Genomic DNA, 21,506 nt, shown 5'->3' on the forward strand with positions numbered 1-21,506 from the left:
CAAGAGACCGCCTTACGTTGATGCGGTTCTCAAAAACCTAAACTGGGAAGTGGTGAACGCCAGGTTTGAAAAGGCTATGAAGGCTTACGAGGCTATGAAGGACTACATAGGTTAAGATCACGGGGGCGAAGCCCCCGTCCTGTTATGAAAGAGACAAGGATAACGAAGTACATAAAGAGCCTTATCAGAAACCACAAGTACATGAGCACTGAGGACATAATGCTCGTTTTAGAGAGGTACTACAAGCTACCGATAAAAGTTCCCTCGGTTTACTACAAGTACAAGAAGATAATAAGGGAGTGCAGGCAGGAGGTTTACAAGGAGAGGAGAAGGGAGAAGAGAAGGCTCAATAAAAGAGATGAAGATTGATGCCCTCTTCCCTCAACCTCTTTCCCACCCTCAGGAAGAAGTCAACAGCCTCTTCCATCTTTGAGAAGAAGCCTATCCGGAAGCCATCCCTCGTAACGGAAAAGGGTCTTGAGCTCTCGGAGGAGCTCGGAAACCTCCGCCTGTCGGACTCGTATATGTCAACCTGAAAGTTAACAGGGCTAACGTAGGCTATAAACCCACCGCCCCCAACCTTGTCGGATACCTTTGACTTTACCTTCTTGTAAAGGGATGCATCTTCGGAGGTAGGCTCAACCTCCTGACAGAGCTCAGAGAGACCAGCCCCGTACCAGTTCAGCTCGCTGTCGCCCTCCAGTATGAAGAGCTCAATCCTCTCTTCCTTAGCTTCTTCGCATATAGCCCTTAGAACCTTAGCCCACCTGTTCATAGGGATATTATATCCTGCAGCCCCTTGCCTATCAAAACCAAGAAGGACTTACCTTCGTAGTCCTCCGCGGGCATGCCAACATCAATGTCCCCGAAGACGTAGTGGACGAAAACCGGGTAGGGGTAGTCCTTCATCTTCACAATACCCTTAGCCCTGTAAACGTTGTCTGGTAAGCTCTTCAGGAATTCCATGAGCTCTTCATAGCTCGGCTCCTTCTTAAACTCAACGAGCCTCTGACCCATATCTTCGTGGGAGTGAAGGTGTATGCTCTCCCTGAGCTCAACAGGATTTCCCACGCCTGAGAAGACCTCCTTGGGAACCATCCCCCTCTGTGCCCTGTAAATCCTGTAAAGGTTCTTCTTCTCCTCCTGAGAGAACATATTCTCAAGCCTGTAGCTCTCCTTTATCCTCCTGACCTCCTCCTCAACCCTCCTCATACCATCCTCATCAACGAGGTCAGCCTTGTTCAGAACTATAACGTTTGAGGAGGCGAGCTGGTACTTGGCTGTCTCCTCGTCCTTGTACTTGAAAAAGTTCTTTGAGTCAACCACACCTATCACGCCCTCAACGGCTGTACCCACCATTCTTAGGCTGAAAACTATGGGAAAGGGCTCCGATGTGCCGGAGCTCTCAACTACTATCACCTCTGGCTGGTAGTCCTGAATTATGCCAAGGACTGAACGCTCAAACTCCTGAGAGAGCTTACAGCATATACATCCCTCCTCTATCTCAAGGACCTCTGAGTAAGCGTTCTTCAGTATCCTGCCGTCAAGCCCCACCTCCCCGAATTCGTTCACAACAACAGCTACCCTCCTGTCCTTGAGGTGCTCTTTCACGGAGTTTATTATCAGCGTTGTCTTTCCACTGCCCAAGTATCCCGTAACAACGTAAGAAGAGATCATCCCGAAGCCTCCTTGAACTTTAGTATGAACCTTCCCTTCTGCCCTCCCGTCTCCCTTGCAATGGGCTCACACTTGGCGACGAGCAGGAAGAATATATCCCTGTCAGCATCGCTGAGGGTCTCAAAGTTAGCCTGTCCTTTGCTTATGACCATATCAGCACCGTAAAACTCCTGCAGAAACTCCCGGGAGCAATCCTCAAGCCACGTCCCCACCTTGTCTGAGCCGTTGTCAATAACCCTGCAGAGCTCCGTCATGCCCACCTCCACCGCATCCTCGTAGGTTGCGTCGTTGAGAATAGGCTTCCCCTTGACCCCATAGACGACCTCCTTACCCATCTCTTTTAGGAGCTTCACGAGAAGCTTGTCAAGGGCTATCTCCCCCGCGTTGTCCCCGACTATTAGGACCTTCTCCGAGCGCCCAAGCCTCTTTTTGAAAGCTTCGTAGTCCCAGACAACGAATTCTGAATCAAGGAGAGAGAGAACCTCCTCAAGGTCAACCTCTCCCCTTATGGCAAAGTCAATGTAGTTCCCAACAGCAGATACCTTGAGGGCGTAAGCCAGACCATCGGGCTCTCTCTCAAGCAAGCCCTCCAGCCGGGGAAGTATCTCAAGGGCTAGGCTGTTAGCCTGCTTCTTCTGGAATCTGAACGGGTCCTCTGAGCCCGATATCTCCTTGACTATCCTCTGCACAAAGTAGGCATAGTAGGCGGGAGACCTGTCAAGGGACTCAAACTGGGATAGGTACTTAACAGCCCTCAGGGCTATCTCCCGCTCCTTCTCCTCTCCAAGGTTCAGCCTCCTTACAGCATTCAATCCCTGATTTATAAGACAGGGGACGCATACCGGGTAAGCCCTCATAGCTTCTTAATATAGAACACAGCGCTTAGGGATAAATAGATGTTAAGCCAGTAAAGTATTAGGAAAGCCACCGGGATGGTCACTATGAGGGCGAAGGTCAGGACAAAGCCCAAGATTCCAACCGTTGCGGCAAGGGACCACATAGCACCTGTAGATATGTACTCACTGCTGAAGCTCTCCTTGATAAAGGAAGGACTAAATACCGATAGGACAGCCCTGAAGGCGCTCTCAAAGTTGGCTACCCCTGTCCTGATAGACCTCGCAAGTATAAGGGGCATCACATAAAAGAGCCAGAGGCCGAAGACGAAGAATATGATGGCTATGACTATAAGTGAGCTCACAGCTCCACCCCTTACCTCTCCGTGGACGGATATGTCGGAAAGAGCTCCTATAAAACCGAAGGAAAGGGCAAGAAATAGGAAGATGGCTATTAGAAGAATGTAAAGGAGAAGGAAGCCAAGCCACATCCCCACCCCGGCACCCAAGTAATCGGAGAAAGCCCTCCCAACCTTTATCAATCTGAACTTCTCCTCAATACTGTTGTCAAGGTCAGCATCCTTTAGCTCAGAGGCGACCATGATAAGGAAGGCATAGAGGAACATGCTCGTGAGCTGGTTGAAAACTATCCCAATAAGGGGAACAACTGATAAGAGAAGGAGTAGGAAAAGAATGGCAGACCAGGATAGGGCTAAACCTATGTTGGACTTAACAGCTCTGTTAGTTATTGAGAAGAGGTCCCCCTGTGAAGCCCTTTCAAAGGATACCTCTATCAGCTCAGGGTACTTCTCCCCGACCTCCTGTAGCTTAACTATAGCCTCCGGGTCCTTGACATAGAGAGATACAGAGCCGTCCTCTCCCTTTACCCTCTCGTACTCTTCCCTCTTCATCCGGAGGATGCTTGAAAGGACGGAGAAGACAAAGTCCTCCGGCACATCGGGACCTCCCTTCCTTATCCTAACCCTGAGAGCCATCGCTAAATTTTACAACTTAGTTAAGCTCCTCAACCTATTCAGGTTCACAACGTCCATGTCTCCCACCTTTGGGGTCTCTATGTAGTAGGGAAGGCTTCCAAAGTGCTCGTGCCTGAGGAGGTTCTCAAAACCCTTAAACCCTATGTATCCCTCCCCTATATGCTCATGCCTGTCCTTCCTTGAGCCTGCAGGGAACTTTGAGTCGTTGGCATGAACAGCCCTTACCCTTTCAAGACCAACGGTTCTATCAATTTCTGACAGGAAGGCTGAAAAGCCCCTTTCACTATTTATCTCGTACCCGTAGGCGAAGGCGTGGCAGGTATCAAGGCAAACCCCTATCCTCACACCCGGGAAGGAGGATATTATCCTCCAGAGCTCAGAGAAGCTCTTTCCCATGTCTCCCCTCTCCCCAGCTGTGTTCTCCAGCAGGACGAAAGTTCTCTTCGGCTCGTACCTTTTGAATACCTCTTCAAGGGAGAGAATTATGTTCTTCAGGGCTCCCTCCTCGTCTATCCCCTTGGCTGTTCTCGGATGGAAGTTATAGAAATCTATGCCGGTTCTGTCGCAGAAAGATAGCTCCTGAATGAAAACATCAATAGACCTTCTCCTGAGCTCCTCCTTTGGTGATGCAAGATTGAGGAGGTAAGGGGCGTGAACCATCACAGGCTTCCCAAAGTCCTTCAGCCTCAGAGAGAATTCTTCTACTAACTGATTACTAACTCCATTCCACCTCCAAACCCTCGGACTCCTGAGGAAGAACTGGAAAACCTCCGCACCGACCTCTTTAGCCCTTTCAAAGGTGTTCAGTATGGAGCCAGCGGAGGAAACGTGAGCGCCGAAGAGTGCCATCAGTGGAGTATGTGCTGGAGCTTCAGCTGCTTTCTAATCTCCGTAAGGAGCTTTTCAAGAGCTTTCTCGTAGGAGTTCGCCTTTATCTTGCACCCGGAAGCGTATCTGTGCCCTCCACCGCCGAGCCTCTCAGCTATCTTTGATACGTCAGCGCTTACCTTACTTCTCAGGGAGACCTTCCATACCCCTTCGTCGGGCTTCTCTATCATAGCGAAGGCTACCTCAACTCCCTCTATGGACCTCGGGTAGTTCACAAGCCCCTCGCTGTCAGAGTACTCAGTCCCCGTCTCCTTGAAGAACCTGTCGTATATCGTTATACCTGCGACGAGACCGTCCTCGTAGAGGGTGAGGGTCTCCAAGACTTTTGCTATCAACCTCATCTTACCGAGGGATTCCCTCTCGGAGAACATCCTGTAAACGTAGTTTGGGTCTGCCCCGTAGTGGACGAGCTTTCTCGCAAGCTCAAAGGTGTACTCGTTGGTGTTGCTGTACTTGAAGAAGCCTGTGTCGGTGGCAAGTCCTGCGTATATGCAGGTGGCTATCTCCTTGTCTATGAGGGACTCATCCCAGGCGGATATGAGCTCGTAAACGAGGGACGCTGTCGCAGGAGCCTTTGGGTCAATGTAGTCGTACCTTCCGTAAAACTCACCGCCAACGTGGTGGTCTATCCTTATCCTCTTCGCCACCTTCACCTCGGTTCCAGCCCTGTAAAAGCCTGCTGAATCAACTATTATCCCCACATCGTAGAACCTGCCGTCGGGCATGCTTACCACCTCATCGGAGTGAGGTATGAAGTCAAGGAAGTGAGGCACTTTATCCTTGCACCCAACGGTGACGTTCTTTCCCATCTTCTTAAGAAAGAGGTAGAGTGCCATAGCGCTTCCCAGGGCGTCCCCATCGGGGTTCTCGTGGGTAAGTATAAGTATGGAGCCCTTCGTCTCTTTAAGAAAGTCAAGGAGGGGAATGCTTTCTCTCTTCATCTTCTTTTCCTCCTCTTGAAAGTAAATTTATGAAAGTTTTCAGGTGAGAATATGATTTAAGTGCAAACATATCCCATTTCCTTTAAGGCTTTGCAGCACCTTCTGCAAACCTCTCCTTCAAACTCCTCCTCCGGATAGTATATCCAGCATCTCGGACACTTTCTACCCTCAGCCCTACTAACACCAACGATGAGTCCCTCAACCTCTTCCCCCTTCTGGGTTACATCTCCTCCCCTTCCAAACTCAACCTGACTGACTGTGAGGAAGAAGTTAAGGTAGTCCTTATACCTCCGAAGGAGGTCCTCTAAATCACCCTTAGCCTCTATATAGACCTTAGCCTCGTAGGGGTGTCTTATCAGGTCCTCCCTCCTCGCCCTCTCAAGGGCTCTCATAACCTCATCTCTGATATCAACCAGAAGGCTGTAGTCCCTCTCAAGCTCTTCAGATGTGAGCTCATCCTTGGGAGTGGGTATGCTTTGGAGGAATACGCTCTCTGGCAGGCTCATATCTATCTTCCTTGCGTGCTCCCAAACCTCCTCAGCTGTAAAGCTAAGGAAGGGTGCGACTGAGGTCGTTAGAGATATGAGAAGCTCGTAGAGAACGGTCTGGGCTGAACGCCTTTCCCAGCTGTCGGGTGAGTAAACGTAGAGCCTGTCTTTTAGCACATCAAGGTAGAGGGAGGAGAGGGTCCTTGTGCAGAAGTTCCTTACAAGGTGATAGACCCTGTGGAAGGTGTAGCTTTCGTAGTGCCTGTGGATCTCCCTCAGGAATCCCTGAAGGTGGGACAGCATCCATCTGTCAAAGTGGTGGAGCCTATCAACCTCAACCCTGTTTTTTGATGGGTCGTAGTCGTAGAGGTTTGAGAGGATGAACCTGAGGGTGTTCCTTATCTTTCTGTAGTCGTCGGTGAGGCTCTTGAGGATTGAGCTTCCCAGCTTTACGTCCTCAGTGTAGTCCTCGGAGACCACCCAGAGCCTCAGAAGGTCCGCCCCGTAACGTTCTATCACCTCCTGGGGGGAGACAACGTTTCCGAGGGACTTTGACATCTTCCTTCCCTTCTCATCAACGGTAAAGCCGTGGGTTAGAACCGCTTTGTAGGGGGCGTGTCCGTAAGAGCCAACCGATTCAAGGAGAGAAGCCTGGAACCAGCCTCTGTGCTGGTCTGATCCCTCAAGGTACATGTCCGCTCTATCAAATCCGAGGGGTCTCACAACTGCGGCGTGGGAACATCCGGAGTCAAACCACACATCAAGTATATCCTCCTCCTTCCTGAAACTTTTTGAGCCGCACCTCTTGCACCTGTAGCCCTCTGGCAGCAGCTCCCTCTCGCTCTTTTCAAACCAAAGGTCCGAGCCAAGCTCATAACTCTCAACCATGTTAGCTATGCGCTCAAACACCTCCTCCTCAGAAACAACCTCCCCACAGCTCTCACAGTAGAAAACAGTTATTGGAACACCCCAGTATCTCTGGCGGGATATGCACCAGTCGGGTCTGTTCTCAACCATGCTCTTTATCCTGTTCTTCCCGTAAGGGGGTATCCACTTTACCTTCTCTATCTCTTCAAGAGCCTTTTCCCTAAGGGTCTCCGAGTTTATCTTTGCGTTCATGCTTATGAACCACTGGTGGGTAGCCCTGAATATGACAGGGTTTTTACACCTCCAGCAGTGGGGATAGGAGTGGACAACCTCGCCTCTATGTAAAAGGAACCCATCCCTTTCAAGCCTCTCTAATATAACCTCGTTGGCGTCAAATACCCTCATACCCCTTATGAACTCTGGAGCCGGGGGTACAAACCTGCCCCCATCGTCAACGGGAGAGTAAGGCTCCAGCCCGTAGCGGGAGCCCACGGCGTAGTCTTCCTGACCATGTCCGGGAGCCATATGAACGAGACCAGTTCCACTACCGAGCTCAACGAACTCCGATGGGTAAACCTTCCACATGTTCTCAAGGGTCTGTTCCGAAAGATGTCCAGCGAGATCCTCCCTCTTAACGAAGGGGTGCTCGTAGGACGTTCCAACGAGATCTGCCCCCTTTACCTTTTTGACAACATCCCCATCAACTCCTGTAGCTTCCCTGAAGTGAGACAGGAGAGCCTGAGCAACTATAAGAGTTCCCTTATCTGTCTTAAGGTAAACGTAATCGTAGTCTTCCCCCACCATAACACCAAGGTTCGCGGGAAGTGTCCATGGGGTCGTGGTCCATATGACAAGGTAAGTTTCTTTCTCTCCCTCAACAGGGAACTTCACGTAGACGCTCGGGTCCTTCTTTTCATGGTACTCAACCTCAGCCTCAGCCTCAGCGGTTCTATCATAGATACACCAGTAAACCGGCTTCTTGCTCCTGTAAGCCAAGCCCTTGGAAAAGAACCTACCGAGTTCCCTTATCTCCTGCGCTTCGTAAGAGGAGTCCATCGTGAGGTAGGGGTTCTCCCAGTCTCCTATCACGCCGAGGCGTATGAACTCCTCCCTCTGAATATCAACGAATCTCTTGGCGTAATCCCTGCATAGCTTCCTGAACTCAGACTTTGGAAGCTCCTCCTTCCTGACCTTCTTCTTCTTGAGCTCCTTTTCAACCTGCTGTTCTATCGGAAGCCCGTGACAGTCCCATCCGGGAATGTACAGGATGTCCTTCCCCCTCATAAGGTTGTACTTGTTTATAACGTCCTTGAGTATCTTGTTGAGGGCGTGCCCTATGTGAATGTGACCGTTGGCATAGGGTGGTCCATCATGAAGGAGGAAAACCTCCTTCCCTTTTCTAAATTCTCTTATCTTTTTGTATATCCCCTTCCACCTCTCAAGTATCTGGGGCTCCTTGCTGGGGAGGTTCGCCTTCATGGGAAAGTCAGTTCTGGGAAGGTTTAGCGTGTCCTTGTAGTCCATTCATCAAACCTCCGCACGTCCACAAAAATGGCTGAAAGATAATTATAGACTAAAGAAAAAGCTTGCAAAAAAGGTGTAAGTTATGTATTATCTATATCAGCGCTAAATTCTATTTGGGAGGGTCGTGCTATGACAAAGGCAGAGCTTGTTGCAGAGGTCGCCAAGCAGGCGGGCATCACCAAGAAGGAGGCGGACGCTGCCATCAAGGCTGCTGTGGCAGCTATTGCCAAGGCTCTCAAGAAGGGTGAGAGGATCGCCATCCCCGGGCTGGGAATCTTCACCGTGAGAAAGAGAGCCGCAAGGAAGGGAAGGAACCCCAGAACCGGGCAGGTTATCCAGATACCTGCCAGAAAGGTCGTTGCCTTCAAGCCGGCAAAGGACCTCAGAGAGAGCATAAAGTAAGGAGGTCTCCTTCGGGGCTCTTGCCCCGCCCCCTATGTACAACTTTTTAGCATCAAAGAGAGAAGGTAATCTTCTAATACTTCTAGAAGAGGAAGTAAAGCACCTGAAGGTAAGAAGGATAAAAAGAGAGGAACCCATAGGCGTCATCTGGGAGGGAAGGCTATACAGGTGTACCTTAAAGGACCTAAGCCAAAGGGAAGCAAGGTGCTCAATAAATGAGGTAGTTCTGGTTCCCGAGCCTGAAATAGACCTCACCCTTTATCAAGCGGTTCCTGTAGAGATCGGTGTCTTTGACTTCATAGTCCAGAAGGCAACAGAGGTAGGTGTTGAAAAGCTTGTTCCAGTGATAACAGAGAGGAGTTTCAGGAAAAGGGAGGTTATCCTTAAAAAGCTACCCCGCTGGGAGAGGATCGTTAGGGAGTCAATGAAGCAGTCTGGAAGACCAAAACCTCTTCTCATAGAGGAGCCGAAGGAGCTGAGCTCCCTAAGGGCTGATAGAGATATGAACATACTCTTAGACAACTTTCAGGAGGGAGCGTCCCTGAGGGAGCTTGAGCTTAAAGGTATCAAGAGTGCCTGTGTTGTAGTCGGTCCTGAGGGAGGCTTTAGCAGGTCAGAGGTAGCCTTTCTGAAAGATGCAGGATTTAAATCAGTTAGGTTAAAGCCTTACACTATGAGGGCTGAGACTGCAGCTATAGTTTGCTCCGGCTTTCTCATAAACTCTGCAGGTCCTTGAGCTTTATGCCGTAAGCTTTCACCTTTCTGTAGAGGTTTGAGAGGTCTATACCTATCTTGGTAGCTACCTCCTTCATGTCGTAGCCGTACTCCTTCAGCTTCTCCTCTATGAAGACCTTCTCAAACTCCCTCTTAGCCTCCTTGAAGCTCTGAAGCCTGAACATATAGCTGTAATCCTTCCTCTGACGGGAAAAGCCAGCACCCAGCTGTTCGGAGCCTATCACATCGCCATCGCAGAGGATGACGAGCCTCTCCATAAGGTTCCTGAGCTCCCTCACGTTCCCCCTCCACCTGTGATTGAGAAGAGCCTCCTTGGCATCATCCGAAAGGCTCTTGCACTCCTTCTTGTACTCCTGGGAGAACTTCTTGAGGAAGTACTCAGCCAAGGTGATTATGTCCTCACCCCTCTCCCTGAGAGGGGGCATCTCTATTGTGAATACGGAAATCCTGTAGTAGAGGTCTTCCCTAAAACCTCCCTCCTGAACCTCAGAAAGGATATCCTTGTTTGAGGCAGCCACTATGCGCACATCAACCTCTATCTTCTGAACACCCCCGAGTCTCGTGAAGCTCCCCGTCTCTATAACCCTCAGGAGCTTAGCCTGTGCCTTCTTATCCATATCCCCTATCTCATCAAGGAAGAGTGTTCCCCCGTCAGCAAGCTCAAACTTTCCCTTCTTCCTGTTTACAGCTCCGGTGAAGGCTCCCTTCTCATAACCGAAGAGCTCAGCCTCTATAAGGTCGTTGGGGATTGAGGCGCAGTTTATATCAACGAACTGTCCCTTCCTTCCAGAGTGTCTGTGAATAAGCCTTGCAACGAGCTCCTTACCCGTTCCGCTCTCCCCAAGTATCAGCACGGGAGCACGGCTCTTGGCTATCTTGGGAATCATCTCCTTTATCTCCCTTATCCTCTTTGAGTTCCCTATGAGCTCTATCTCCTCCTCTCCGGTGCCACGCCTCCTGCTCATGGATTCAGAGACAGCGTGCTTTAGGGTTATGAGGAACCTGTCCATGGAGAAGGGCTTTTCCAGAAAGTCGTAAGCTCCCTTCTTGATAGCCTTGACAGCCATCTCAACGTTGCCGTGACCCGTTATAACCACAACAACGGAGTCAGGGGAGAGCTCCGATAGGGTGTCCATGAACTCAATGCCGTCCCCATCGGGCATCCACACGTCAAGCACAACCACGTGGAAGAACTCCTCAGAGAGCTTCCTCTTAGCCTCCTCAAGGGTTCCCGCAAGATCTACCCTGTAACCCTCCTCCCTGAGTATCTCCCCCAGAGAGCTCCTTATCCCCTCCTCATCGTCAACCACAAGCACCTTAACAGACATACTTTAATTTTAGAACTTATCCACAAGTTTTCCACAAACTTTCCACATTTTTTCCACAATTTATCCACAAATTTTCCACAATCCTGTGGAAAAATCCACACCTCCCCACCCCAACATGTGGAAAGTTTATAAGTCATTGATAGGCATAGACATATATAACAGGCGTAAGTCGTTGATACACCTAAAAATAACAGACGTAATGTGGATAAATGTGGAGAAGTGCCTAAGTTATTGAAGTCTATAGCCGTTTTTCACACACGTAAGTTATTCATATACATAGATATTCACAGCGCAATGTGGAAAACTCATAAGTCATTGTTATATATATGCAAATCTTACACACGTAAGCTATTGATAGCAGTAGAAAAATAAAACACAATGTGGAAAGTTGATCCGTAAGTTATTGATAATCCTTAAAATGTAGTTTTAGCCGCCTGCTCCCTATTCTTTATTATCCTTAATAAAAACTCTATATAAGAGGAGGAAAAGGAGGATTAGAAGATGCGTGTGGAGAGCTTTAGGAGCAGCCTCTCTATCTCCCTGTAGAGAGGTGAGAGGTTCTGTTTGACCCTCTCGTCCTGAATTGAGTCAAGGAAGTCCTTTAGCTCCAGAAGGCGCTGGAACACATGCTCTATAACGGTGTCCTCTCTGCTCAAAACCTGCCTTACTATGGCTTCCTTCTCCTTGTTTATGTGCTTGTAGCGCTTCTTTCCCTGATGAATGTACTGAACCGTGAGAGCTCTGTACTTCTTCCCGCTCTTCTTTGGTATCTCTCTATAGTAGGGCTTTGTGACTATCTCAGCATCCTCTGGTATGTTCAGAAGCCTCTTGATATCATCCTTCCATCCCATCCTTCTTCAAGACGTGGCTCTTTGGAACGACACAGACAAAGCTTCCCCGGAAGACCTCTTCCTCTCCCTTTCTTCCCACCACACTAACAATTTTCTTCTTACCCTCTTCCCTTTCAAGCTTAGCCTCAAACAAAACCTCATCCCCCTTTACTACAGGCTTTATGAAGCTTACCTGAGCACCTGCGAGAACGACGTTCGGGTGGTTCACAGACAGCATGGCTGCGTAATCGGCTGCGGAGAAGATGAAGCCTCCGTGGATCAAGCCGGTATCGTCTGCAACCATCCTCTCATCGGTTTTTAGCCTTACCACGGCGTAGCCGTCCTTTACAGCTTCCGGAAAACCGCTCAGGGAGTTGTCTATGCGGGAGTGGGTTCTTATGTCCTTCACGGTGTTATAATTATAACGTCAAGGCGGCGTAGCTCAGGTGGTTAGAGCGGGGATCTCATAAGTCCCAGGTCGGAGGTTCGACTCCTCCCGCCGCCATGAGAAGTTTAAAATAGAGAACCTATGTACGCTCTGATTCAAAAACACAAGAGGCTTGCCGCGATAGTTATAGCTGTCGCATCCCTATCCTTCCTTTTCTGGATGTTCAGCGTTGCCGACCTGAAGCAGATGTTCGGTCTGAAGAGGTGCGTAGCCTCCGTTGAGGGCTCCTGCATAACTCCGAGGGAGTTCAGGTACGAGCTCCTGAAGTATGCAAACCTGATGGAGAAGGAGAACCTGAGGTCTCTTGTCAAGAGGCAGGTTCTCTACAGCCTTATAAACAGGGAGGCTTTCTACATAAAGGCTCTCAGGCTTGGGATAGTTGCCTCCGACAGGGAGGTTTACGACGCCATAAGGAATGACAGGAGCTTTCAGGAGGGAGGGAAGTTCAGCCTACAGAGGTACAGGGAGTCCCTTGAGAGGATTGGGCTTACCCCTGGGGAGTACGAGACCTACCTGAAGAAGCTCCTTACCGTTAGGAAGCTCATCAAGTTCATAGAGATGGGGACTTACCTGACCGACAGGGAGATTGAGTTTCAGGAGAGGATACTTGCAACCCGTTTTTCTGGCAGAGCCTACCTGATATCTCCCGAGAGGCTAAAGATAGCTTCCTCTCCTACAGAAAAGGAGCTCAGGGAGTTCTACAGCAAGAACAGGGATAGGTTCAGGGTTCCAGAGAAGAAGGTTTACAGGCTCTGGAAGACGAAGAGAAAAGAGGAAGCCCACTCCCTTTACAGCCAGATAAAGAAGGGGCGTATACCAGAGGGTGGAAAGAGGGTTGAGGGTGGAGAGCTTGATGCCCTTCCTCAGCAGGTCCTTCGCTCTTTGAGGAGCCTGAGCAAAAACAGCCCCTACACCCTCACCAAGTCTGGCAGGACTTACTACATCCTCTTTCTGGAAAAGGTTGAGCCGGAGAGGGTGAAGAGCTTTGAGGAGGCTAAGGAGGAGGTTGAGAGGCTGTACCTTGAGGAGGAGAAAGGGGAGCTTGCCCTCAGAAAGGCGAGGGAGGTAAGGGATACCCTTGTTAAAGGTGGAAAGGTTGAGATAAAGCCCCTGAAGTTTGAGAAAACGAGCCTTGAGGAGTTCATTAAGCTCTTCAGAATACAGGGGGAAGACGTCCTCAGGCTTGTCTTTTCCGGGGAGAAGGTCTTTGGACCCTACCAGACAGGAGGGGGCTACGTTGTGCTCTACATAGAGAAAAGGGAGCTCTCTGAGGAGGGCGTGAAGAAAAGGGAGGCTCTTAGGGAGAGCCTGAAGAAGGCTAAGCTTGACAGTCTGCTAAACCTATTTGCCGACAGCCTTCTTAAGGATATGGATGTTAAGGTCAATGAAGATTACCTGAAGTGAATTAGAATAGTATAGTCATGGATGCTAAGGTTAAGTCCCAGAAGGAGATAGACCAGCTCGTTATAAACACCATAAGGTTCCTGAGCGTTGATCAGGTTGAGAGGGCAAAGTCTGGACATCCGGGAATGCCTCTCGGAGCTTCCCACATAATCTACCTCATCTACGACAGGTTCCTGAAGTTCAACCCGAAGAATCCGGAGTGGATAAACAGGGACAGGTTCGTTCTGTCTGCAGGGCACGCCTCCGCTATGCTCTACTCAACCCTCTTCATGTTTGGGTATGATCTAACGATTGAGGATCTGAAGTCCTTCAGGCAGCTGGGTAGTAAGACACCTGGACATCCGGAGAGCTGGCTGACCCCTGGTGTTGAGGCTACCACCGGACCTCTGGGACAGGGGATAAGTAACGCTGTGGGGATGGCTCTTGCGGAGAAATTCCTTTCGGCAAAGTACAACAGGGAAGGCTTCCCTGTGATAGACCACAGGACCTATGTCCTCTGTTCCGATGGGGACTTGATGGAGGGTGTCTCTTACGAGGCAGCCGCTTTGGCGGGACATCTCAGACTCAACAAGCTTCTCGTTATATGGGACAACAACCACATAACCATAGACGGGGACACAAAACTCGCCTGGTCTGAGGACGTTCTCAAGAGATTTGAAGCCCTTGGGTGGGATGTTTACAGTGTGGAGGACGGCTACAACCTTGAGCTCCTTGAGAAGACAATAGAGAAGGCGAGGGCTTCCGATAAGCCAGCCTTTATATCCGTCAGAACCCATATAGGTTTCGGTAGCCCGCTCCAGGATACACCTAAGGTTCATGGTGCTCCCCTCGGTGCAGAAAACGTTGTTGAGACGAAGAAGAGATTCGGCTGGCCCCTTCAGGAGTTCTACGTTCCCAAGGAAGCTCTTGACTACACGAGAAGGCACGTTGAGCTGGGTAAGGAGAGAGAGCAGGAGTGGAAGGAGCTCTTTGAGAGGTACAGCAGGGAGTATCCCGAGCTGGCGGAAGAGCTGACCAGAGCCTTCAGCAGAGATTGGAGCCTTGAGTGGTACGATAAGCTCCCCACCTTCAGCGAGCCCATGGCTACGAGAAAGGCTTCGGGTAAGGTCCTTAACGTTATTGCGGACTATATACCCACCATGATAGGTGGTTCGGCGGATCTGTCCGAGTCAAACAACACCCTGCTTGTCAACTACCCGGACTTTGAGGCTGATACTCCTACAGGAAGGAACATTCACTTTGGCGTGAGGGAGCACGCTATGGGAGCTATCCTGAACGGCATGGCTTACCACGGGGGAATCCTGCCTTACGGAGGAACCTTCCTAATATTCTCCGACTACATGAGACCCACTATAAGGATGGCGGCTATGTCCCGCCTTCAGGTTATATACGTCTTTACCCACGATTCCATAGGTCTTGGGGAGGACGGACCAACCCATCAGCCGGTTGAACAACTCCCTTCCCTTAGACTGATTCCTAACCTCTGGGTTATAAGACCTGCTGATGCAAACGAGGTCAAGGTCGCCTGGAGGGTGGCTGTAGAGAGGAAGGACGGACCGACCGCTATAGTTCTTACCCGGCAGGGTGTTCCCACCCTGGACAGGAGCCTTTACCCCTCCGAGGAGAACCTGAGGAGGGGAGCTTACATCCTATCTGACTGTGATGGAACACCCGACCTCATACTCATAGGGACGGGTTCCGAGGTGCATGTTGCCCTTGGAGCTAAGGATGTCCTCACCCAGAGAGGTCTTAAGGTCAGGGTCGTTAACTTTCCATCCATTGAGCTCTTTGAGCTTCAGGATGAAGGATATAAGAGGAGTGTTCTCCCTCCTGAGGTGAGCAGGAGGGTAGTGGTGGAGGCGGCGAGGGGTATGTGCTGGCACAGGTACGTTGGAGAGGAGGGTATGGTTGTTTCCATGGAGACCTTCGGAAAGTCTGCTCCGGGAAAGGTCCTCTTTGAACACTTCGGCTTTACTCCTGAAGCTGTAGCCCAGAAGGTCCTTGCTCGGTGGTTCTCTTAGAGTACGTTTTTCCTGTCCGTCCCTCTGTAGCCTACGAGCTCCTTTATAGCCTGGGCGAGCTCTCTTATCTCCTTCTGGGCGCCCTCGTGGGTCCTGAGGGTTATGAAGTTGTCAAGGGCTATCCTTGGCACAGTCCAGTAGTATCTCGTCTTCATAAACTGGGGTAGAATCCCCCTAGCAAGCTCCTTTGCAACCTCCTTCTCCGTCATCCTCTCGTAGAGAGAGTAGCTCTCTTCAATGAGCCTCTCTATCTCCTTTAGAAATTCGCTGTGAAAGGGCTCAGGCACTGGTTCTTCAAGGGAAGCCTGCTTGTTGCTCTTAGCTTGCCTTCTGAGGACTTTTGGTATATAGAACTTTATGTCGTAAGCTGTGTATCTCCTTGATATCTCATTGTAGGAGCCGAACCTATGTCTGTGCCACTGCCTCGCCACGAAGAGGGGACACTCAACTATGAAGGTGTAGTAGTCCATATCCGTTCCAAGCTCAAGCCTGTCAACGAGCCCAACCCACCCAGAGCTTGTGTCTATCCTCTCCTCAAGGAATACCTTGTCCATCGTGTAGCTTAAGGAGTAGAGCTCATCATCCTCTACCTCTCCCTTTTTCTGGACTATGGTCCACGTTGTGGGGAAGTGCTCTTCAAGTACCTCTGTTAGCTCCTGTGGTAGATAGTTCAGGGAGTTTATGGCACTCCTGAGGTTGAGCCAGATGTATCCTCCTGAGTAGTATATCTGAACGGTTGGATTCTCAAGCTCTCCGAGTATATTCAGCCATTCCTTCTTATCAGCCCTGAAGGCTATTATGTTGTGCTCAAAGGGGGAGGCGTGCCTGTGCCTGAAGAGGTATCTAAGGAGCTTTTTATCCCTTTCGGGGTCAACCTTTTCATCCCTTCCGAAGGACACCCTCGCACATCTCACAGACCTCTGGTCAGAGCCCATAACGAAAACATCCATCACTCCACCTCTTTCCATTTATCGTTCTTCTCATCGTAAACGAGTATCTTTCCCTTCTCCATCTTTATCACGTTTCCCCTGCTGAGAAGGTTGAGAACCTTTATTAGGTTGAAGACGTCGTTGAGGAGGCTTGTGTTCTTTATATTGTTCTCACCTACCTTCCTGTAGAGGAAGAATATTAGAATCCAGGTAAATAGAAACAAGCCTCCAAGGAGTATGCCGGCGCTGTAGATGAACTTCTCTAGGTAGTTGGGCACAGGAGTATCCGCCTTATGGCTCTTCACCTCCTTTCTCTCTTTCAGCTTTTCAATATCAATCCTAAGAAGACCGAGGTCGTTCTTTATTGAGATGAGGAGCTCCTTTATCTCCGTGAGCTCAATCCTATCTATCTTTTCCTCCCTCTCCTCCTTTTCTACCTTTTTGGGCTCAGGTGCCTTCTCTTCCTCCTTTGGAAAGACAACGTAGCTCTTGTCTATCTCACACTTCTTTATGTAGGCGTCCTTGAATATCTTCTTCACCTTTCTGTATAGGGGGAGGAGGTCCTTCCTCCTTTCCTCCGCTCCTACCCTGAGGAGGTAGAGGTTTCCCCTCTTCTCAATCCGTGCTTCTGGCAAGTTCTTGACCTTTTCGTAGTAGGGCTTTATTGATCCTAGCTCTCTCTCTGTTGCCACCTGTATGCAGTATTTCAGCGGTGCGGATAGGGAGAGGGAGGTTAGGAGTAGCAATATAAGGAGAACTCCAAACATCGTTCCCTATTATAATCAGGAGAAGGTCATCCCTGCGTAGGATACCTTGGAGTCTGTAGGCTCCTCGTTGTAGATCCTGTAATCAATATCCCTTCCCCTGGAGGCTCCAAGAAGTTTTAGGGTTTCAAGGAAGACGAAGTTTGTGAACTGGCCGTCAATCCTCGTCCTGTTGTTGTCGGACTTGAGAAGCCTGAAGGCTTCTTCGTTCTTCATTTCCTTCAGAAGACCAATGTACTCCCTGTCCCTCGGGGAGGGGTCGTAGCTTGCAGGGTCCCCGAACTTCTTACCAACGTGGCTCATGTCCACGCTTGAGATTATCAGCACGTCCCTGTCTTCTATAGCCTTGGCTATCTTTTGGGCTATTTCCTTCAGGAGCTCCTCCTCACCGTAGGATACTATCAGGGGAACCACCTTAGCCTCTGGGAAGAGCCTCTTTACGAATACGCTCTGGAACTCTATTGAGTGCTCCTTTGTGTAGGATAGTATGTCCTGGAATATGTCGTAGCTGAACATTGAGCGGAGCCTCTCAATCACCTCTCTATCGTTCCTGAGAACTCCAAGGGGAGTCTTCAGGTCAAGGGGGCAGGCTGAGAAGGGAGTCTCGTGGAGGTAGTGGGAGACACCTAGTATAACTACAGTCTCCGGGTTCACATCAAGCCTTCCGTAAACCGCACCGTAGGTATCTACTGCAACCCTCATGTCCATGTGGGGCACAAGTATCCCGAGGGCATTCTCCTTTTCCCCTCCCTTCAGGGAGCTGTCTATGAATTCCTCAAGCTCTTTTGGGTTCTCAGGGTATGCATCGCCTGCGTGGAAAGGCTCCTTAACCTCCCTGCTGAGAGCCTCCCTTCTGAGGGACTCAAGCTTCGTAAGGAACCTGTCGTTTAGGAGGAGATAGTTCTCATCAAGGAGCTTTAGAACCTCCTCGTACTCCTCCTCCTTTAGGATAATCCCCGTTCTCTTTAGAAACTCAGCCCTGATCTCCCTATCGTCTTTTGTGCCGTCCATCAACGACATGAGGATTATAAGCTCCCGTGAGGCTAAGAGGGCTTCGGAGAGCCCAAAGGGGTCTGTAATGAGGAACCTGTCTCCGTAAGGCTGAACATCAAGGAACCTTACAGAGGGCTTCCTCATCCTATACCGCTTTTTCGTATATGACCTTGGGCTTGTTCTTCTTTGTTACGGTGTCGGCGTCAACTATAACCTTCTTAACACCTGCCATTGATGGGACCTCAAACATTATGTCCGCCATGACATCTTCAAGGATAGCCCTCAGCCCCCTCGCTCCGGTCCTTCTCCTTATAGCTTCTTTAGCTATCTCCCTTAGGGCTTCCTGGGTAAACTCAAGCTCAACTCCGTCAAGCTCAAAGAGCTTCTTGTACTGCTTCACGAGGGCGTTCTTTGGCTCAACGAGTATCCTGACGAGGTCCTCCTCGGTGAGCTCATCAAGGGTGGCTATTACGGGGAGCCTTCCGACGAACTCGGGGATTAGACCGAACTTTATCAGGTCGTCGGGCTCAACGAAGGCTATTACGTTCTCTTCCTCTTTCAGCCTCTTTATTGAGGACTCAAAGCCCATTGTGGACTTGCCAAGCCTGTGCTTTATTATCTCCTCAAGACCTACAAAGGCACCGCCACATATGAAGAGGATGTCTGTGGTGTCAATCTGGATGAACTCCTGGTGGGGGTGCTTCCTTCCTCCCTGAGGGGGAACGTTTGCGAGCGTTCCCTCTATTATCTTCAGGAGTGCCTGCTGAACACCCTCACCGGACACATCCCTCGTTATTGAGGGGTTTATGCCCGATTTCTTGGCTATCTTGTCTATCTCATCTATGTAAACTATTCCCTTCTGGGCTGCGTCTGTGTCATAGCCACAGCTCTGGAGGAGCCTCGTAAGAACGTTCTCCACATCCTCTCCAACGTAGCCTGCCTCTGTTAGGGAGGTTGCATCCGCTATGGCAAAGGGGACGTTGAGTATCTTTGCGAGGGTCTTTGCCAGAAGAGTCTTCCCAGAACCTGTGGGTCCTATCAGGAGTATGTTGCTCTTCTCAACCTCAACCCCGTCAAGGTCAATTCCCGACTCCTTAGCCTTTATCCTCTTGTAGTGATTGTAAACAGCCACGGACAGTATCTTCTTTGCCCTCTCCTGCCCTATTACGTACTCGTCAAGGACCTTCTTTATCCTCTCCGGTGTTGGGAGGTCTTCAAGGTTCAGCTCGTAGCTCTCGGTGAGCTGTTCCCTGACTATCTGGTGGCACTTCTCAACACACTCATCACATATGTAGGTGTTTGAAGGACCAGCTATCAGGACTATAGCCTCGTCTTGGGGCTTTCCACAAAAGGAGCATCTCTGCTTGCTCTGCTTCATGTTTCTCATCTCCAAAAATTAATGACTTCACTCTCTCTTTTCAATAACCTTGTCTATAACTCCGTACTCCATAGCCTCCTCTGCGGACATGAAGTAGTCCCTCTCAACGTCCTTCTCAATCTGTTCTATCGGCTTTCCCGTGTGTTTTGACAGTATCTCGTTGAGCATCCTCTTTATCCTCTTTATCTCTTCCGCGTGGATTATTATGTCCGTTGCCTGCCCCTGAACTCCTCCGAGGGGCTGGTGGATCATTATCCTTGAGTGGGGGAGGGCGTACCTCTTCCCCTTTGCACCCGCTGCGAGGAGAACAGCTCCCATTGAGGCAGCCTGACCTATGCATATGGTCACAACATCTGGCTTTATGTACTGCATGGTGTCGTATATAGCCATACCCGAGGTGACGGACCCTCCGGGTGAGTTTATGTAAAGGTATATGTCCTTCTCTGGGTCCTGCGACTCTAAGAACAGAAGCTGGGCTACCACGAGGTTAGCCACGTGGTCGTCTATTGGAAATCCGAGCAAGACTATCCTGTCCTGGAGGAGCCTTGAGTATATGTCGTAAGCTCTCTCGCCTCTCGGCGTCTGCTCTATGACTATGGGAACGAGCTGACTAACTATCTTCTCAACTTCCTTCATTACTTACCTCCTTTTCTTCTTCCGTCTTTTCTTCCTCTTCCTTCTTTGGCTCAACCTCCTTTATGGTGACTTTGGAGACTATCTCCTTCAGAGCCTTTCTCCTTCTGGCGTCGGACCTCACCACCTCCATGAGGTTCTCCTTCTCAAAGTACTCCCTTATCTCCTCCTTAGTAGTTCCCGACGTCCTTGCGAGCTCCTCAAACTGCTCCTCAATATCCTCATCGGTAACCTCAATTCCCTTTTCTTCGGCGTACTTGTCAAGTATGTACCTGAGCTTTATGTTTGCCAGCGCCTGGGGTAGGAACTCCTGAGCCATAGACCTGTAATCAAGGTACCTCGTGTCTATGCCGAACTGCTTCAGCTCGTTTACCCTCCTCTCAACAAGGTAGGAGACCTCCCGGTTCAGAAGGGTCTTGGGAACCTCAATCTCGTGCATCTGAACGAGCTTGTCAGCTACCGCATCCTCTATTATCGCCTCTCTCGTCCTCTCAAACTCCTCCCTGACCTGATCCTCTATCTTCTTCTTAGCCTCTTCCCAGCTTTCGTATCCGAGCTCCTTGGCAAAGTCGTCATTTAGCTCTGGAAGAACCTGCTCCTTGACCTCCTTTATCTTAACCTTTATGTTCGCCTTCCCTATCTCCTTTCCCTCTTGGTCGTAGAGAGGGAGGTCCTTCAGCTCAACCTCTTCATCAACCTTCTTCCCTATCAGGGCTTTCTCAAGCTCCTCCCTGAACATCTTCTGCCCAATAATACCGGAGGTCTCTCCGCTCACCTTTTCTCCTTCCTCTCCTTCCTTTGTATCCTGAACTTCGTACTCAATGGTCACGAGGTCTCCTTCCTTTATAGGTCTGTCCTCAACGGGCTCCCATACCGCATGCTCCTCCCTAAGCTGCTCTATCTTCTTCTCCACGAGCTCCTCGTTGAAGGTAAGCTTGGGGACCTCAACCTCTATCCCCTCAACCTCTTTCAGCTCAAACTCAGGTGGGGTCTCAAAGCTAACGGTGTAGGTCACCTTCGGTATCTTTTCCTCAAGCTCAACCTTCTCAAGGTATATATCGGCAACGGGAGTCAGAGAGCTTTCCTTTATAGCCTCCTCAAGGGTTTTGTTTGCTACCTTCTTCCCAACCTCCTCCTCTATGTAGTCCTTGTACTTAGCCTTTATGAGCCACAGAGGGGCTGTTCCCTTCCTGAATCCCTGTATCTCTACATTCTGCTTCAGGCTGTCGTATATCTCCCTCAGCGCCTGCTCAACCATTCCGCCCTCAACCTCTACGGTCAGGGCTTTGAAGAGACCTTCTCTCTCTTCGGTTTTGACCTTCATCAAGTACCTCCTAAACTCATGCGGGTGGAGGGAGTCGAACCCTCACGCCCTTACGGGCACGGGATCCTAAGTCCCGCGCGTCTGCCAGTTCCGCCACACCCGCT

21 protein-coding genes and 2 tRNA genes are annotated in these 21,506 nt (G+C 50.1%); 6 read left to right on the forward strand and 17 right to left on the reverse strand.

Annotation, left to right across the window (positions count from 1 at the left end; all coding sequences use genetic code 11):
• Positions 1 to 144 precede the first annotated feature (144 nt).
• A complete protein-coding gene (locus AC1HCM_RS03580) occupies positions 145 to 369 on the forward strand; it encodes a hypothetical protein (protein ID WP_479460409.1) in 225 nt (74 codons plus the stop codon).
• Here AC1HCM_RS03580 and AC1HCM_RS03585 read toward each other — a convergent pair.
• Genes AC1HCM_RS03585 through ileS form a run of 7 tightly spaced genes read right to left on the reverse strand, consistent with a single transcriptional unit; the run spans position 347 to position 8,213 of the window.
• Positions 347 to 775 carry a hypothetical protein gene (locus AC1HCM_RS03585; protein ID WP_479460410.1) on the reverse strand — a complete coding sequence of 143 codons (429 nt, stop codon included), beginning with the start codon at positions 773 to 775 and terminating at the stop codon, positions 347 to 349. The genes AC1HCM_RS03580 and AC1HCM_RS03585 overlap by 23 nt on opposite strands.
• Positions 772 to 1,677: a CobW family GTP-binding protein gene (locus AC1HCM_RS03590; RefSeq protein WP_479460411.1), complete on the reverse strand. Its 906-nt coding sequence runs from the start codon at positions 1,675 to 1,677 to the stop codon at positions 772 to 774. Before AC1HCM_RS03590 ends, AC1HCM_RS03585 begins: the two co-directional genes overlap by 4 nt.
• Positions 1,674 to 2,534, reverse strand: coding sequence for a damage-control phosphatase ARMT1 family protein (locus AC1HCM_RS03595; protein ID WP_479460412.1), 861 nt, complete (start codon positions 2,532 to 2,534; stop codon positions 1,674 to 1,676). Before AC1HCM_RS03595 ends, AC1HCM_RS03590 begins: the two co-directional genes overlap by 4 nt.
• Positions 2,531 to 3,505, reverse strand: a complete 975-nt coding sequence (locus tag AC1HCM_RS03600) for a hypothetical protein (RefSeq protein WP_479460413.1) — start codon at positions 3,503 to 3,505, stop codon at positions 2,531 to 2,533. The genes AC1HCM_RS03595 and AC1HCM_RS03600 overlap by 4 nt, the downstream gene beginning before the upstream one ends.
• A 9-nt stretch (positions 3,506 to 3,514) precedes the next feature.
• Positions 3,515 to 4,354, reverse strand: a complete 840-nt coding sequence (locus tag AC1HCM_RS03605) for a deoxyribonuclease IV (RefSeq protein ID WP_479460414.1) — start codon at positions 4,352 to 4,354, stop codon at positions 3,515 to 3,517.
• Positions 4,354 to 5,334 (reverse strand): DHH family phosphoesterase, encoded by a 981-nt coding sequence (locus AC1HCM_RS03610; RefSeq protein ID WP_479460415.1) that lies wholly within the window; start codon positions 5,332 to 5,334, stop codon positions 4,354 to 4,356. The genes AC1HCM_RS03605 and AC1HCM_RS03610 overlap by 1 nt, the downstream gene beginning before the upstream one ends.
• Positions 5,335 to 5,390: 56 nt before the next feature.
• The gene (ileS, locus tag AC1HCM_RS03615; protein WP_479460416.1) at positions 5,391 to 8,213 is read right to left on the reverse strand and encodes an isoleucine--tRNA ligase; all 2,823 of its coding nucleotides are present in this window, start codon (positions 8,211 to 8,213) and stop codon (positions 5,391 to 5,393) included.
• Positions 8,214 to 8,342: 129 nt separating this feature from the next.
• Here ileS and AC1HCM_RS03620 point away from each other — a divergent pair, with 129 nt between their 5' ends.
• Together AC1HCM_RS03620 and AC1HCM_RS03625 are read left to right on the forward strand one after the other, a co-directional pair.
• Positions 8,343 to 8,615, forward strand: coding sequence for an HU family DNA-binding protein (locus tag AC1HCM_RS03620; RefSeq protein ID WP_479460417.1), 273 nt, complete (start codon positions 8,343 to 8,345; stop codon positions 8,613 to 8,615).
• Between the two features lie 34 nt (positions 8,616 to 8,649).
• Positions 8,650 to 9,351 carry an RsmE family RNA methyltransferase gene (locus tag AC1HCM_RS03625; protein WP_479460418.1) on the forward strand — a complete coding sequence of 234 codons (702 nt, stop codon included), beginning with the start codon at positions 8,650 to 8,652 and terminating at the stop codon, positions 9,349 to 9,351.
• Here the strand turns inward: AC1HCM_RS03625 and AC1HCM_RS03630 are convergent.
• From AC1HCM_RS03630 to AC1HCM_RS03640, 3 genes are all read right to left on the reverse strand, one after another.
• Positions 9,329 to 10,678 carry a sigma-54-dependent transcriptional regulator gene (locus AC1HCM_RS03630; protein ID WP_479460419.1) on the reverse strand — a complete coding sequence of 450 codons (1,350 nt, stop codon included), beginning with the start codon at positions 10,676 to 10,678 and terminating at the stop codon, positions 9,329 to 9,331. The two genes, AC1HCM_RS03625 and AC1HCM_RS03630, sit on opposite strands and share 23 nt — an antisense overlap.
• A gap of 494 nt (positions 10,679 to 11,172) precedes the next feature.
• Entirely contained in the window at positions 11,173 to 11,529 is a 357-nt protein-coding gene (locus tag AC1HCM_RS03635) for a hypothetical protein (protein WP_479460420.1), read from the reverse strand.
• A complete protein-coding gene (locus AC1HCM_RS03640) occupies positions 11,513 to 11,917 on the reverse strand; it encodes a PaaI family thioesterase (RefSeq protein WP_479460421.1) in 405 nt (134 codons plus the stop codon). The genes AC1HCM_RS03635 and AC1HCM_RS03640 overlap by 17 nt, the downstream gene beginning before the upstream one ends.
• A gap of 22 nt (positions 11,918 to 11,939) precedes the next feature.
• Between AC1HCM_RS03640 and AC1HCM_RS03645 the strand changes: the two genes are divergently transcribed.
• From AC1HCM_RS03645 to tkt, 3 genes are all read left to right on the forward strand, one after another.
• A tRNA-Met gene (locus AC1HCM_RS03645) sits at positions 11,940 to 12,013 on the forward strand.
• Positions 12,014 to 12,037: 24 nt separating this feature from the next.
• Positions 12,038 to 13,360, forward strand: coding sequence for a peptidylprolyl isomerase (locus AC1HCM_RS03650; RefSeq protein ID WP_479460422.1), 1,323 nt, complete (start codon positions 12,038 to 12,040; stop codon positions 13,358 to 13,360).
• A gap of 17 nt (positions 13,361 to 13,377) precedes the next feature.
• Positions 13,378 to 15,381 carry a transketolase gene (tkt, locus tag AC1HCM_RS03655; protein WP_479460423.1) on the forward strand — a complete coding sequence of 668 codons (2,004 nt, stop codon included), beginning with the start codon at positions 13,378 to 13,380 and terminating at the stop codon, positions 15,379 to 15,381.
• On the opposite strand, the gene thyX is transcribed toward tkt, so the two are convergent.
• From thyX to AC1HCM_RS03690, 7 genes are all read right to left on the reverse strand, one after another.
• Entirely contained in the window at positions 15,378 to 16,349 is a 972-nt protein-coding gene (gene thyX / locus AC1HCM_RS03660; protein WP_479460424.1) for an FAD-dependent thymidylate synthase, read from the reverse strand. The genes tkt and thyX overlap by 4 nt on opposite strands.
• Positions 16,331 to 17,077 (reverse strand): hypothetical protein, encoded by a 747-nt coding sequence (locus AC1HCM_RS03665; protein WP_479460425.1) that lies wholly within the window; start codon positions 17,075 to 17,077, stop codon positions 16,331 to 16,333. The genes thyX and AC1HCM_RS03665 overlap by 19 nt, the downstream gene beginning before the upstream one ends.
• A 15-nt stretch (positions 17,078 to 17,092) precedes the next feature.
• Positions 17,093 to 18,211 (reverse strand): AmmeMemoRadiSam system protein B, encoded by a 1,119-nt coding sequence (gene amrB, locus AC1HCM_RS03670; protein WP_479460426.1) that lies wholly within the window; start codon positions 18,209 to 18,211, stop codon positions 17,093 to 17,095.
• A 1-nt stretch (position 18,212) separates the two neighbouring features.
• Positions 18,213 to 19,445, reverse strand: a complete 1,233-nt coding sequence (gene clpX, locus AC1HCM_RS03675) for an ATP-dependent Clp protease ATP-binding subunit ClpX (protein ID WP_479460427.1) — start codon at positions 19,443 to 19,445, stop codon at positions 18,213 to 18,215.
• Between the two features lie 27 nt (positions 19,446 to 19,472).
• Positions 19,473 to 20,081: an ATP-dependent Clp endopeptidase proteolytic subunit ClpP gene (gene clpP / locus AC1HCM_RS03680; protein ID WP_479460428.1), complete on the reverse strand. Its 609-nt coding sequence runs from the start codon at positions 20,079 to 20,081 to the stop codon at positions 19,473 to 19,475.
• Positions 20,068 to 21,402, reverse strand: a complete 1,335-nt coding sequence (tig, locus tag AC1HCM_RS03685) for a trigger factor (RefSeq protein WP_479460429.1) — start codon at positions 21,400 to 21,402, stop codon at positions 20,068 to 20,070. Before tig ends, clpP begins: the two co-directional genes overlap by 14 nt.
• A gap of 19 nt (positions 21,403 to 21,421) precedes the next feature.
• Positions 21,422 to 21,505: transfer RNA gene (locus AC1HCM_RS03690), tRNA-Leu, on the reverse strand.
• Between the last annotated feature and the right edge of the window lies 1 nt (position 21,506).

It is taken from the genome of Hydrogenivirga sp. (assembly GCF_056450045.1).

Excerpts from the sequence above, each read along its gene's own strand:
- AC1HCM_RS03625 (WP_479460418.1), top strand. The coding sequence starts at position 8,650 with ATGTACAACTTTTTAGCATCAAAGAGAGAAGGTAATCTTCTAATACTT.
- AC1HCM_RS03620 (WP_479460417.1), top strand. The coding sequence starts at position 8,343 with ATGACAAAGGCAGAGCTTGTTGCAGAGGTCGCCAAGCAGGCGGGCATC.
- AC1HCM_RS03630 (WP_479460419.1), bottom strand. The coding sequence starts at position 10,678 with ATGTCTGTTAAGGTGCTTGTGGTTGACGATGAGGAGGGGATAAGGAGC.
- amrB (WP_479460426.1), bottom strand. The coding sequence starts at position 18,211 with ATGAGGAAGCCCTCTGTAAGGTTCCTTGATGTTCAGCCTTACGGAGAC.
- AC1HCM_RS03610 (WP_479460415.1), bottom strand. The coding sequence starts at position 5,334 with ATGAAGAGAGAAAGCATTCCCCTCCTTGACTTTCTTAAAGAGACGAAG.
- clpP (WP_479460428.1), bottom strand. The coding sequence starts at position 20,081 with ATGAAGGAAGTTGAGAAGATAGTTAGTCAGCTCGTTCCCATAGTCATA.
- AC1HCM_RS03665 (WP_479460425.1), bottom strand. The coding sequence starts at position 17,077 with ATGTTTGGAGTTCTCCTTATATTGCTACTCCTAACCTCCCTCTCCCTA.
- AC1HCM_RS03595 (WP_479460412.1), bottom strand. The coding sequence starts at position 2,534 with ATGAGGGCTTACCCGGTATGCGTCCCCTGTCTTATAAATCAGGGATTG.
- AC1HCM_RS03650 (WP_479460422.1), top strand. The coding sequence starts at position 12,038 with ATGTACGCTCTGATTCAAAAACACAAGAGGCTTGCCGCGATAGTTATA.
- AC1HCM_RS03600 (WP_479460413.1), bottom strand. The coding sequence starts at position 3,505 with ATGGCTCTCAGGGTTAGGATAAGGAAGGGAGGTCCCGATGTGCCGGAG.
- thyX (WP_479460424.1), bottom strand. The coding sequence starts at position 16,349 with ATGGAAAGAGGTGGAGTGATGGATGTTTTCGTTATGGGCTCTGACCAG.
- tkt (WP_479460423.1), top strand. The coding sequence starts at position 13,378 with ATGGATGCTAAGGTTAAGTCCCAGAAGGAGATAGACCAGCTCGTTATA.
- clpX (WP_479460427.1), bottom strand. The coding sequence starts at position 19,445 with ATGAAGCAGAGCAAGCAGAGATGCTCCTTTTGTGGAAAGCCCCAAGAC.
- AC1HCM_RS03580 (WP_479460409.1), top strand. The coding sequence starts at position 145 with ATGAAAGAGACAAGGATAACGAAGTACATAAAGAGCCTTATCAGAAAC.
- ileS (WP_479460416.1), bottom strand. The coding sequence starts at position 8,213 with ATGGACTACAAGGACACGCTAAACCTTCCCAGAACTGACTTTCCCATG.
- AC1HCM_RS03605 (WP_479460414.1), bottom strand. The coding sequence starts at position 4,354 with ATGGCACTCTTCGGCGCTCACGTTTCCTCCGCTGGCTCCATACTGAAC.
- AC1HCM_RS03635 (WP_479460420.1), bottom strand. The coding sequence starts at position 11,529 with ATGGGATGGAAGGATGATATCAAGAGGCTTCTGAACATACCAGAGGAT.
- AC1HCM_RS03590 (WP_479460411.1), bottom strand. The coding sequence starts at position 1,677 with ATGATCTCTTCTTACGTTGTTACGGGATACTTGGGCAGTGGAAAGACA.
- AC1HCM_RS03585 (WP_479460410.1), bottom strand. The coding sequence starts at position 775 with ATGAACAGGTGGGCTAAGGTTCTAAGGGCTATATGCGAAGAAGCTAAG.
- tig (WP_479460429.1), bottom strand. The coding sequence starts at position 21,402 with ATGAAGGTCAAAACCGAAGAGAGAGAAGGTCTCTTCAAAGCCCTGACC.